The organism is Pseudomonas sp. S1(2024) (assembly GCF_046557535.1).
Window position 1 is genome coordinate 31,270 of the sequence record NZ_JBKGFP010000017.1, and the last position, 12,648, is coordinate 43,917.

At 55.0% G+C, this 12,648-nt stretch carries 11 protein-coding genes; 4 read left to right on the forward strand and 7 right to left on the reverse strand.

Translation table 11 applies throughout. The annotated features are described in order from the left end of the window. Positions 1 to 15: 15 nt before the first annotated feature. Positions 16 to 705: a hypothetical protein gene (locus tag ACLCGK_RS06465; protein WP_410951539.1), complete on the reverse strand. Its 690-nt coding sequence runs from the start codon at positions 703 to 705 to the stop codon at positions 16 to 18. Positions 706 to 837: 132 nt separating this feature from the next. Beyond that, complete coding sequence (locus ACLCGK_RS06470; protein ID WP_410951540.1) at positions 838 to 3,384, reverse strand: DEAD/DEAH box helicase; 2,547 nt, start codon at positions 3,382 to 3,384, stop codon at positions 838 to 840. 153 nt (positions 3,385 to 3,537) lie between these two features. Between ACLCGK_RS06470 and ACLCGK_RS06475 the strand changes: the two genes are divergently transcribed. After that, positions 3,538 to 3,960 carry a hypothetical protein gene (locus ACLCGK_RS06475; protein ID WP_056797667.1) on the forward strand — a complete coding sequence of 141 codons (423 nt, stop codon included), beginning with the start codon at positions 3,538 to 3,540 and terminating at the stop codon, positions 3,958 to 3,960. A gap of 42 nt (positions 3,961 to 4,002) precedes the next feature. After that, a complete protein-coding gene (locus ACLCGK_RS06480) occupies positions 4,003 to 4,626 on the forward strand; it encodes a dUTP diphosphatase (RefSeq protein WP_315695242.1) in 624 nt (207 codons plus the stop codon). Positions 4,627 to 4,675: 49 nt separating this feature from the next. On the opposite strand, the gene ACLCGK_RS06485 is transcribed toward ACLCGK_RS06480, so the two are convergent. From ACLCGK_RS06485 to ACLCGK_RS06495, 3 genes are all read right to left on the reverse strand, one after another. Further along, positions 4,676 to 5,038, reverse strand: coding sequence for a hypothetical protein (locus tag ACLCGK_RS06485; RefSeq protein WP_410951541.1), 363 nt, complete (start codon positions 5,036 to 5,038; stop codon positions 4,676 to 4,678). 134 nt (positions 5,039 to 5,172) lie between these two features. Further along, positions 5,173 to 6,060: a prepilin peptidase gene (locus tag ACLCGK_RS06490; protein WP_410951542.1), complete on the reverse strand. Its 888-nt coding sequence runs from the start codon at positions 6,058 to 6,060 to the stop codon at positions 5,173 to 5,175. 192 nt (positions 6,061 to 6,252) lie between these two features. Beyond that, positions 6,253 to 6,795: a hypothetical protein gene (locus ACLCGK_RS06495; RefSeq protein ID WP_056797678.1), complete on the reverse strand. Its 543-nt coding sequence runs from the start codon at positions 6,793 to 6,795 to the stop codon at positions 6,253 to 6,255. An 85-nt stretch (positions 6,796 to 6,880) separates the two neighbouring features. On the opposite strand from ACLCGK_RS06495, the gene ACLCGK_RS06500 reads away from it, so the two are divergent. After that, positions 6,881 to 7,375 (forward strand): hypothetical protein, encoded by a 495-nt coding sequence (locus tag ACLCGK_RS06500; RefSeq protein WP_056797680.1) that lies wholly within the window; start codon positions 6,881 to 6,883, stop codon positions 7,373 to 7,375. Here ACLCGK_RS06500 and ACLCGK_RS06505 read toward each other — a convergent pair. Next, positions 7,372 to 10,743: a DEAD/DEAH box helicase gene (locus ACLCGK_RS06505; RefSeq protein WP_410951543.1), complete on the reverse strand. Its 3,372-nt coding sequence runs from the start codon at positions 10,741 to 10,743 to the stop codon at positions 7,372 to 7,374. The genes ACLCGK_RS06500 and ACLCGK_RS06505 overlap by 4 nt on opposite strands. Positions 10,744 to 10,767: 24 nt before the next feature. On the opposite strand from ACLCGK_RS06505, the gene ACLCGK_RS06510 reads away from it, so the two are divergent. Further along, positions 10,768 to 11,769, forward strand: coding sequence for a hypothetical protein (locus ACLCGK_RS06510; RefSeq protein WP_236707488.1), 1,002 nt, complete (start codon positions 10,768 to 10,770; stop codon positions 11,767 to 11,769). Here the strand turns inward: ACLCGK_RS06510 and ACLCGK_RS06515 are convergent. Beyond that, entirely contained in the window at positions 11,766 to 12,605 is an 840-nt protein-coding gene (locus ACLCGK_RS06515) for a hypothetical protein (protein WP_410951544.1), read from the reverse strand. The two genes, ACLCGK_RS06510 and ACLCGK_RS06515, sit on opposite strands and share 4 nt — an antisense overlap. Positions 12,606 to 12,648 lie beyond the last annotated feature (43 nt).

The window sequence follows — 12,648 nt, forward strand, 5'->3', positions numbered from 1 at the left end:
GGGTGGAGATAAAGGTCAATCGTGCAGGGAGACCTTCACCCCTGGTATGTCCAGCCGCTCAAAGAGAGGCTCATGGTGTTCAAAATTCGGCGTCAGTGAATGGGTACGTCCAGCGAGCTCAGCCCGCTGTTCCTCCGTGTGGCGCGGAACATCCTGCAAATCGAGACAGAGATTTGCAAAATAACCTTGCTCATAGCCAAAGAATGCCTGAACCCGAGAGCCTCCCCCGGTGAGCACCCACACAGGGCCTCGTTCCAGAGCCAGGCAGTAATTATACAGAGCCTTGATTTTGGCGTGGTAGCAATCGATCATCATCTGACGGTGGCCAATCGCGTGTCGGATACGGTCGTCGCTCCCGGTTCTGGCATAATGAGTATCCTCGTTCACGCAGTAGGGGACGCCATCATGTGGTGCGAGCATCATGGATCCACTGAATCTCGCCCTGCCGGCAGGAACAGAGACTGTGAGGCCGTAATGCCCCCACATCTCAATCCGTTGCTCATCGGTTTGCTCAACAGGTGGCTTCGTCAACCCCAGCAGGCGAAGGTGCGTGGAGATGAGGCCGATGTCATCCAGGCCTAGGTTGTCAAAGAAGCCTTCTGTGCGGGAAAAAACTCCCTCCATCAATTGTCTGTCTCTGGCCGGGAGGCCTTTGACGTATTCGATGATTTTTTTCGCGGAAACGGCATCAGTAGATGATGTCATCGGAAGGCCTGTGCTGAGCCAGTGGTATACCCAATAATAGGGGAAACTCGAAGCCAATATCTATATTATTCACCGCTCAAACGGAAAGAGCCCCGAAGGCATCACCTCCAGGGCTTCTGTTTTGCACGCAAATCAGGCTGCTGCGGTATCCTCGACCTGATCAAGCTGGCTTTCACGGTGACTCACGCAAGCATAGACGTAATCAATCATCACCACCGGGATGTCGAAATACAGTGCCTTAAACAGTCGAAATACTTCCTTCTGAAACGACAGGTCGGGCTTTTCCTGGGCGTAGGCACGCAGATGGATCCCGGCACGGATGTGATCAGCCTCCTCCAGCATGGCCTTCCACTGGGTGTCGATGGCATGCAACAGGCTGCTGTGGATCATGGCATCGCGCTTGTCCTGAAGCTGAGATGAGCGGGCCCGCAGATCAAATTGAACCCAGTTGACCAGCTGATCCTTGAGGCTCTGGATCTTGTAATGGTCATTTTCAAAGTCCGCATACATCCCATCAAACCAGTCACCGGACAGTCCCCAGCCCACCAACTTGTCGCGCAGGCCTGCCTTGTTCCAGGTTTCGGGGAAACCCTTGCCGCTGTTGAGGTAGATGCACAGCATGCGCTCGACCGCCTGTTCGACCTTGTTGCTGGCAAAGTCGAAGATGGTTGCCGGATCCTCAGCTAACAGCTCATCACGCAGCTGGAAAAACACATGGCGCGGTTTGTCGATGACCGAATCCTGCTTCAGGCCTTCCTTGCGCGAGGTCATGTGAATAGCCTGTTTCTTGGCCTGCGCTTTGGCGATGGAGCTGTTGATCATGCTGTGCTCGACGCCATCATGTTCGCCCAGGCCCAGGGCCAGGAAGAATCGCTTAAGGGCATCGCCACCGTAGTTCTTGAGCAACGGGTCGTCCAGGGCAATGTAGAAGCGTGAAGCCCCTGGGTCGCCCTGGCGGCCTGCACGACCTGACAATTGCAGGTCAATGCGGCGGGAGTCGCCACGCTCGCACCCCATCACAAACAAGCCACCTGCCTCCATGACTGCCTGCCGTTCGTTACGGCACGCCTCTTCCACGCGGGCAATCGATTCCTCGTCAGCCTCCTCCTCGACCATCAGTTCCGGGTTGCCACCAAGAATGATGTCGGTGCCACGGCCAGCCATGTTTGTGGCAATGGTGATGGCGCCCAGACGCCCCGCCTGGGCCACAATCATCGCTTCATGCTCGTCTTGCTTGGCATTGAGCACTTGGTGGTCGATCCCCAGCGATTCGAAGCGTGCGGAGAGCTGCTCGGAGTCGGAAATGCTGCCGGTACCGATCAGGATAGGTTGGCCGGTGGCGTGGATCGTTTTGACATCCTCGACAATTTTCCGCCACTTGCCTTCCTGGGTCATGAAGACGATGTCGGGATGATCGACGCGGATACGCGGGCGGTGAGTCGGGATAGGGACAGTGGTCAGCCCGTAGAGATCATGGATTTCCTTGGCCTCAGTCATGGCCGTACCGGTCATGCCACCCACCGAGCTGTAGAGCGAAACGTAATTCGACAAAGCAATTCGCCCCAGCTCTTCCGACTCAGGCTTGATGGACAAGGACTCTTTCGCTTCCACCGCCTGGTGAAGCCCATCGTTCCAGCGCTTGCCGTGGGACAGGCGTCCCGTCTCCTGGTCAACGATAATCGCTTTGTCATCCGCGATGATGTAGTCCCGGTCGCGAACGAACAGGTGCGCAGCTTTGGCGCAGGCGTTTAGGGCACGCCAGATGTGGGAGCGTGACGGTTGCCAGATTTCATCGCGGGTAGCAATGACACCCTTGTCCAACAGATAGTCTTCGGCCACGGTGATGCCGCTCTCGCTGAAGAACGCCGAAGACTTGGTGCGATCGACGATCAGGTGCGATTCGTAGCCGTGGTTGTCGACGAGGATTTTCTCCAGCTGTGTGCGCTTGTCTTCACGCATGTCTTCATGGGTCAGCGACGAGACAAATGCATAGAGATCAGTCCACAGGCTCGGATCAAGAGCCCCATCGCCCGAAAGCACCATGGGCGTGCGAGCTTCGTCAATGAAGATGGAGTCAGCCTCATCAACCAATAGGAAATTCCGGCCTTGCTGCATGAGCTGTGCATGGCGATGGACGATGTGGTCACGCAGGTAGTCGAATACAAACTGCGACGGGGTGCCGTAGACAATCGAGCATTGATAGGCGATCTGGCGAGATTCACGACCGAAGTTGTCCTGCAGATAACCCACGGTCAGACCGAGGGCTTCAAACAGGGGGTCAAGTTGCTGGGCATCACGTCTAGCCAGAAAATCGTTGACCGTCATGGCATGGGCGCGAGTCTGCAGGCCATTCCAGGCCAGCGGAAGCGCAGCGGTGAGGGTTTTGCCTTCACCCGTGGCCATTTCGGCGATACGGCCATCCGCCATCGCCAGGGCGCCCATGATCTGCACTTCATAAGGGCGCTTTCCAAGCGTTCGATCAGCCATCTCGACGATGATTGCAAAGCCCACCTGCATCGCTTCCCGGTCGGTGCGACCGCGAAGATTCTGGAAACTGTTGGCAAGCGAACCATCGGGGACGCCCCCAAGGCTGAGGCTATGGTGCTGGATAATCTGAGCTTCTGCACGGTATTTGCGTACGCTTCGACCAAGCAGATAATTGTCTAGTTGTTTGATCATCGGGGGGATCTCCTGTATCAGGAAATCCTACTGGATTTCGGTTTTGCTGTAAATTGGGTGGCTTTACGGTTTACGCTTTGACCGCATATTGGGTTATGGGTATATTGACTCATCAACACACGGGTTGTCCGATCCGATTGAGAGGTCATCACAATGAAAAAATCCATCCTTGGGCTGCTGGCGGCCACGGCCATTCCGTTTATGGTCGTTTCGACACCCTCCCATGCCAGTACTGAAGCACCCGCAGCGGCCACTCAGGCTCCAGCAAGCACCCAGACCCAGGCTGCCAATTTCAAATTGAGTCTGGTCAATCCAGTCACCCATCAAGCGGAGTCGCTGTCGATCAGCCAGATCACCAATGCGGACAAGATGCGTGAGTTCATCGTGCCACTGCCCAATGCGGCAGAGCTGTACGACACCTACGTGAGCAAAGGTTATCTGCCCCTGCATGCCATGATCCTGACCAGCTGGGACGTCAACGAAATCATGCGTTCCGTGAGCCCGTCCCTACCGGACAATCCCGCCATGCGTGAAAAAATCGCAGGCATCCACAAAATTTATCAACCCGCACAATAAGGTCTGAAGATGCCATCGCGATACAACAACAAATTGGCAACGATGCTCCATTATCAGGAGCAGCTCAATAACGTATTCGACCCCCAGTGGCGAGTGAACCGCCATGCCTACCTGCGCGCAGCCAGCGTCGAAAGCGGCGAAATGATCGAACATCATGGCTACAAGTGGTGGAAAGCGGTGCGCAAAGACGTCGTTCAGATGCAGCTGGAATTGGTCGACATCATCCACTTCTACCTCAGCGAAGTGGCGCGCATTGCCAACGATCCGGACAAGGCGCGTGAGGATCTGCTGGCAGCCTGGGCAGTCGAGGACACGGTGGTTGTCTTCGACAACGTGGAGTACGTGATTGAAGATCTCCCTGCCCTGGAGAAAATGGACTTGCTGATGGGCTTGTCCTGCGCCAAGCGGATCAACTGGAGCTTGTACCGCGCCATCATGAAAGATGCTGGCCTTTCGTTTGATTCGCTGTACTCGATCTACGCCGCCAAGAATGTGCTGAACCTGTTCCGCCAGAATAATGGTGACAAGCAGGGCACGTACATCAAGGTCTGGTCGGGCCGCGAAGACAACCTGTACCTGGAAGACCTGATGAAGAATTGGGTGCCTGATGACGGCATGGAGCTGCTGTACCAGCGTCTGGGCGAGTGTTACGCCGAATTTGCCTGAGGGCTGACAACGAAAACCCGGCAGCGCCGGGTTTTTTCATGCCTGGATTTCAGAGGTTCCAGGGCGCAAACGGTGCGCACCAGGCGACCGAGGCGCCTCCAGAGGCTTTGATCCGGTGTTTCTTGATGTTGAACGAGCACAGACTGGCGATCGCTTTCTTGCAACCACAGTTGCCCTTGACCGAGGATGCCGCACTTTTTCCATCAAGCACCGACGCTGCACAACCCATCAGGTCGGTTGCTGGATTTTCTTGCTGACCGATCAGTTCCTCTCGGTACTCTTTCTTGTTGAAAGACCCCGTGTTGGTCAGCATATCGTCGTTCGCAGGAATCGATAGGCAGGAAAGATCCGCAGCATGGGACACGGATGGGATTAAAAGCGAAAACAGTAAAACGCCGAGTAATTTTTTCATCGAATCCACCTCTTTTTGTTAGTATTGATAAAGGGGATGACAATTTCAAGTGGCTTTGACAGCCCGCCCAGAAAAAGGCGGGAATCTTCATACAACCTGTGCTAATCAAAACCGCTCCGAAAGCCCTGAAGAGCTCAGGGAAGAAAGCCGTTAACCCTAAGGCCCAAGACCAGCACCGTGCTGGCAACGATTGCTGGGCCCGCTGGAACGGCTTTCGAGCCAACCAGCCGGGCAAATACCCCAGGTTCCCATTTTGACCAGTGCTTGCAAATTTGGGTGAGGATCAGCATGGGCAGAAACAAGCAAAATACCAAGAGCACGTCCGAACCCAGCAATACTCCGGCGATTGAAAATAGGTGGTAGTCTGCCATGCCCATGGGCTGAGCCTTGGTCAGCCAGCTGATCCCCTGAAAAATGCAATATAGCGAAAAAAACACGATCAGGTGTGTCACCATCGCCTGTTCAACGCCGACGCCGACGCCAGACATGGCCAGCACATAGCCCAGCGCAGTGGTGCAGAACAACAATGAATCGGGGATGAAGCCCTCAATGGCGTCAATTCTGGCCATCAGCACCAGTAGCATCACAATGCTGCCCGTAATCAAGCCCGCCATCGTAGGGCCCATGGTGAAAGCCACCGCCGTGAAGACTGCGGCGCCGACCAACTCCATCCCCAGGTACACGAAACGGATGGGTGTCTGGCAGCATGCCGACTTGCCGCGAAGCAACAACCAGGAGAGCAGCGGGATATTGTGGTAGGCAGGGATCGGCTTTTTGCAGCATGGGCATTGTGAGCGCCCACCCAGTAGTGACAGTGGCGTGCTGAGGTTCAAGCCTGTGACCTTACCCTTGTTTAGGCTGACCCAGGCTGTCGCCTCGGCATGGTTGTGGGCAATTTGAATGGCGGGCCAACGTAGCGCCAGAACATTGAAGAAACTGCCCAGGGCAGCCCCCAGGAAAATAAATATCGACCAGAACGCATGTGGAAGATCCGCATACAAGGGAAAATCGAGAATGGACATTTGGCAATCCCATAGCTTGTTATTAGATTGGCAAATATTGACACGTCAGGGGGATTATTTCAATTTGCAGCTGGGGTGTGGATGACAGTGAGAGACGGGGGAGACGGGAGGGGCAGGTTGACGCAAAGGCAGGTCGTATAGCGTTTATTCCCGGTGAACACGTCCTCACCGGGAACGGTCAGGCGTAGCGGGTCAGGCAGACTTGATCAGCGAGGATCGACCAGAGCGAAACTGGCTCAAGAGGTCGGGGAAACCGTGGCTGATGAAACGGATAGCCCTGGGGTGGAGCCTGCGACTAGTGTTGGCGGGATGGGCCCAGGTCAGGACGGCATTGAAATCTTCAGATGAGGTGTCAAGACCAAGTTCAGCGGCCTTGTCCAGAATGCCTGGTCGAATCACTTTTGCCCAGTAGGGGCGCAGCTCGGTATCAGGATGAGTCACCCTGAGCCCTTCGACTTGCTCAGCGATGGCGGGAAAGTCCTTCATCCGGAAGGCTTCTGCCATGCGGCTCAGCGTCTGTTCGAAATTCAGCTCGATCATCCACTGTTCCGCGTTGCTCATGCTCAGCATGGTCGCAATGGCTTCTGCGGAAGCATGAGGCAAGAGTTCGGGAAGCTTTGGCTCGACAAAATTAACCGCCTTCAGACCTTCAATATTGACTGAAAGCATAAACTGGCCGAAGCTAATAGATGCCTTGCTTGAGTACATGGGGTCTATGTAGGTGAGCGTGTTCATCAGGCCTCCGAGATCTGATGGCCTTTATATGGCATATTGAGAACTGCGTCAACAAAATTTCGCCAAAGTTCCGCCAGGGGGACGCATGCGTATCATCTATGTTGTGGAAGAGATCAATCGGATCGGGGTCGTAAGATCGATGCTGAACACCGAAGACCCGTGGATGGCACTGGCAGACTGGCTGCTGAAGATCCATCGGCCCGTTGGGTTCAAGCCAGGTACCAAGGTCGGTGACGGCTCCCTGCACTTCAGGTCAACAGGCCAGTGCATGCCTGTCGATGTGCTGATGATCGAACTCAAAGGTTTTTTTGACTTTCATGACGAGTGCGTCAGGGAGGTCAGGCTCTCCACCTATGCCAGCCAACGCTTGGTCGACGATGGCTATCACCCGATGTCAGGAGAGCTCTACAAGAGCCCGGAGTACGGACATGCCGTGATGACGCTGAGCAGCCGAATTAAGGCCTTTGTGCAAGGCAATCTGGATGTAGCTTACGTGCTGGCCCAATTTGCAGCACAGGACACCCAACATCAGTTCTGGGTGTCCCGCGTCACGCCCCGAGGCAGGTCGTTGAGCGCTTAATGCAAGGTAGCCTGGACGACGGTTTCGACAAACTGCCGAATGCTGACCCCGTCGACCCGGAACTGATTGCTGCGCTCAGCAGGTTTGAACGAGCGCCCGAAGTTCAAGGCCATCATTGCCTGGCTAGAGCGCCGCATCGAGCCATGGCTGACCGAGACCAGGACACCATCGTCCACGCTCTCAACCCTGGTCAGCTGCCAGTGCTTGAGGGCAATCATCTCTTTAACCCACTCTTTGAACTCCAGAACCTCTGCAGGCAGGTAGCCATAGAGGTCGTTGAGCTCGCGCAGGTTCAGGGCAGCCTCTTCCACAGACTCGCTACACATGATTCGCTGGTACCAGGCCAAGCGCTCACCTACCTCGGTGATGAAATGGCTGGGGATTGAGCCTCGCATAGGGAAGTCCACGCTGTTCATGATTGCAGCCACTTCCAGGGTGGCGCGATCACCGCCCTCGTCGAGCGCCTTGATGGCCTGGGAAAGCAGGCGCATGTAGAGCGTGAAACCGATCTTGTGCACGTGACCGCTTTGCTCTTCGCCAAGGATCTCGCCAATCCCTCGGATTTCCATGTCGTGCCTAGCGATCACAAAGCCTTCGCCCAGGTTTGATGCCTGCTCCATGGCCTTCAGGCGCATGTAGACGGGGCCTTCCTTGGGGCCTTCCTTGGAAGTCAGCAGGTACGCATAGGCCTGGCGCGTCGATCGCCCAACGCGTCCGCGAATCTGGTGCATTTGCCCAAGGCCAAGCCTGTCAGGGTGCTCGATAATCAGGGTATTGGCGTTCGGCACATCGATACCGATCTCGATGACAGTTGTGCCCACCAGGACATCATACTGGTGGTCGCGGAAAGCCTGCATGATCCGGGTCATTTCGGTTTCAGACATCTTGCCGTGAACCTTGGCAACCCTGGCGGACGGCACAATCCGCTGGATTCGCTCCACGCAAGCATCCATGGAATCAATGAAGTTGTGGATGACAAAGGCTTGACCGTCACGGGCCATCTCACGTTGTAACGCCTCCTGGATCACCGAATCCTCGTCGTTACGCACCAGGGTGCGCACCGACAGGCGCTTGGCTGGCGGGGTGGCGATGATGGACATGTCGCGAATGTTGGAGAGCCCCATGCTGAGCGTGCGCGGGATGGGCGTTGCCGCCATGGTCATGACATGCTTGTTGCCCCTGTGGGTACGCAGGTGCTCCTTTTGCGCCACGCCGAAGCGATGTTCTTCATCAACAATAATCAGTCCCAGGTTGTTGAAGTCGACGTTACCCTGCAACAGCTTGTGGGTACCAATGACAATGGAGACTGCGCCCGACTCCAGCTGCTTCATCTGGGCTTTGGTGAACGTCTGCTGGCTGGCCAGGATGATGTTGTACGGCGTTTCTTCGAACCGGCTCACGAAACTGTCGTAATGCTGCTGAGCCAGCAGTTTGGTCGGCGCAAGTACCACAGTCTGATAACCCTGATCAGCCATCAGGAAGGCCGCCCGCATGGCCACCTCGGTCTTGCCAAAGCCAACGTCGCCGCAAATGAGGCGATCCATCGGCTTGCCAGACGTCAGATCCTTGATGACATCCTGAATGGCCAGTATTTGACCGGGCGTTTCTTCATAGCTGAAGGTGTGGCAGAACCGGTCGTAAGCATCACCCGGCATCTTCAGGATAATGCCCGATGCACGTTCGCGGGTGTTGCGCAAGTCGATCAGCTCGGAGGCCACCTTCAGGGCGCTTTTCTGGGCATCTTTGAGTGCCGCAAGCCAGCTCGGATCACCCAACTTGGAAAGAGGGGCCTTTTCAGGATCGCCGCCCGAGTAGCGCGAGATCAGATCCAGGTCGCGAATGTGGGCGAAGGTGCTGGCATCATCAGCGTAGCCGATTTTGACCATGTCTGTCGCACCACCGCCCATGTTGATTTGCTCAAAGCCCTGAAAGCGGCCCACGCCCTTGGTGGCATGGACAATGGGCTCGTTGAGCTTGATCTCATGTAAGCCCTGGAGAATCACGCGGCGATGGTGCTCATCCAGTTCACCGTCCAGAGACGATTCGATGGAGATGCCGAAGATCTCCTTCTCGCTGATGACGCGGTACTCATTGCCGGCCAGGAACCCACGCTCCATGACACCTGTGGTAATGGCAACCATGGGGCGGGACGCTGCGAAAGCATCGAAACTAGCAACGGAGATCGCTTCGTGACCGGAAGCCATTTCCGTCAATACGGCGACATGGCGGTGGCGAACCTCGCTTTTGATGACAAACAGCAGTGGAATGTTGCTTTCAAAGATGCCTTCCAAAACGCCGATGGCCTCTTTGAGAACACCCTTCCTGATCATGCCGCTGGGGTAGTAGCCAAGGTCGACAGTATCGGGGCGCGGTTTTTCCACCAACTCAAAAGACTGGTAAGGGGCAAGCAGTTGCTGCAAGTGCTCCGGAGAGGCCCAGGCATCACTCGGGGCAGGTACAATCCGGGAGCTGTCCTGAATCACATCATGATGGCGGCGGTGAATCAGCGCCCACTGCTTCTCAATGGAAGCTTTTGCACCGTCATCGTAAATCACACCACCACTCAAAATCTCGGCGAGGTATTGAGCGCCAAGATCGGCAAAATGCGACCACGTCGAGAGCTCCGGGTGGTCTTTGCCCTCACTGATCACCTTGTAGGTTTTTTCGTCTCGTGGCTCAGGGTGAACATCAAATGACTTTTTGCGGAACAGGTTGGTCAGTTCAGCGTTTAGGGGGTACTCCCGATCCGGAAATATCACCACCGAGTTAACCGCTTCGCCGGAATCCTGTGTCAGTGGGTCGAGGCGATGAATCGACTCAATGCGCTGATCATCATCCAACAGCATGCGCAGGGCGCAGTACTCAGACCCGGATTGTTTCTCAGCCAGACCGACCGGGTAGATGTCAAAAACCTTTCCGCGCTGCGACCAGGTCGAAGGAGACTTGACGCGGAAGGACTTGGTATAACCCCAGGCCTCCAGCAGCTTTTCATGCCCATCGGGCAGTGTCGAGCCGATTTTGAGCTCGAACTGAGAGCCGAGCCAGAATGATTTGGCGGCGACCGGTTGCATCAGATTGGGGCCGCTGATCACCAGGATTGGGTTTTCAATCCCGGACATCAAGCGGGTCAGGGCAGTGGCGCGAACAGCTTTGATCGACGGCGGCGTGGTCTCAAGGTCGTAGGGCAAGACCTCGCCCTCAGGCAGATAGACAACTCGCTCAGTCAAGCCTGGGTAGAAAAATGGAATTTCGGATGCAATGGTAGTTGCCTCGGTCTCATTTCGGGTAATGATGATGCCACCTGATTGCTCAAGCTCTTTGCCATAGACCAGAGCCTTGGCGGATCCCGAAATATTGAGCCAACTCATAGATTGATCCTTGTGTGGTGCTGAATGCCTCGCGATTATAACGAAAACAACAGTCTTGGCAAGCGATATCCTCTGGATTTCCTGGGCGAATCAGGGTTCAATAAAGGAAAAGAGGTGCTTATGTCTGAGATGCAGCTTTCCTTCGAACAATTGCGAAGCGATATTTTTCAAGGAATATTGAATTCTCTCGCTGAGAACTCCCATAGTTATTTGCATGCTGCAGCCAGCTACGGGCAGGATCCACGCTTATTGATTTTGCCTAATATTGGCTCATGTATGCAGCTTAATGCATTTGGCAGCTTGATTTTGCCATTTGAAATACCCAATAAACCAAAATTGACTCTGGCTGTCACAATGACGCTGGGGCGGCTCAGCTACACCATTCAGGCCAGTAACGAACTCGCTGAGCTGTGCGACCTGGTTCAGTCGGTGGAGCATCTTTCGCTTGAAGCTGGGCTTAAGTTTCAGGCTCGAACTGTCACAGATGGCGTGCGCCTTGAATTGACCAATGACTCCGGAATCCTGAGTGCGCCAGTGACCATCAACATTCTGCGCCAGGCGCAGCTGGAAGTGGCTTTCAAGGAGTTCGTGCGACTGCAGGTAGACCGCATGATCATCGGGGTGTCCGAAATCCTTGCTCAGCATGGCGTGCGGCGACCCGATGCAGGAGGGGTGTATTGCCTGGCTATCTTCAAGCACCTTGGCTATGACAGCGAGGTGCGCATGATCCTGCAAGAGGAATTTGACATTGTCAGCGTGGATACCCGCGACGCGTTGAACATCGTCTACTCCCTCAAGACCAAGGAATCTACTGCCGCCCCGCTCCTGTTATGCGAGACCGTGCAAGCCCGTCTGGCCGACAAGCTCTACCATGTCCACCTGATGCCAACCTGGGGGTTCCAGGCCCTCAACGAATCACTGGTGCCAAAAGTGATCGAGAAAATCGTAGTGGAAACCCGCACCGTCGAAGTGCAGCCCCCCGAAATGGACTGGAAGGCGCTGATTCGGGAACCTATTCTCGACTAAGAGAGATAGGTGTGAATCCTGAGCGTCGGTATCAAGGGAATGCTACAGAGTTTTTGATCCTTGCGCCGGTTCCTGATGGTAGACCAGGCCTCGGGAACTTCCAGCTGACGATCGGGCTCCCGCTCCCCAGCGGGGTATAAAATAGGCAAAAAGGTGGGCAACGTCTTTCGAAAGGGCTCGTTTTCAAACTTGAGATTGGCCTTATAGTAGCCCGCAAGGTGTTGAATCTTTGCCAATGGGGTATCCGGGTGAATTTTCCTGAGGATTGTCGCCTGATAGTCAATATGGGAGCCGGTGAATCCGGTCTCGTGCAGTTCTATAAGGGCTTGTTCGGGAGTGATTCGAGTGATGCTTTTCCCTGATGATGAAAACGAGAAGCGAATGGACTCAGGTGTTTTTTCCAAAAGGGGAATGTGCCGATAGGCCATCCGCAACGACAAGCGGCCCAGGCCAATCTCGTTCATCAGTCTGCGAAATGATTTATCGGTGCCAGCCACCGACTGCGCATGAAGGTCGCGCAGCCTTTTCTTGGCCGCAATCACTATTGATTGAAACTGATCCTTGTTCCGGTTGACCTGAGCGGCTGCGGCAAGGACATCGCTATCTACGGCCATGGCGCCCAGCCAAATAGGTGTTACCCGACCATCGGATACACCTTCTTCGTACCACAGGGACGCATAGGCCGTTTTAATAACTTTTATTGCCTCTTGTCCGACCTTGAATTCTCCCGAGTCTTTAGTGGCAAAGCATGCTTGACCAGCACTCAACAATTCATTGAGGCTCAGGATGCTGTCATTGAGTGTCTTTAGCTGATCCTTGAGCAGGGATACTTCCATTTGGTCAAAACCCCGAGAGAGAACGTCTTCCCTGTTATAGCTT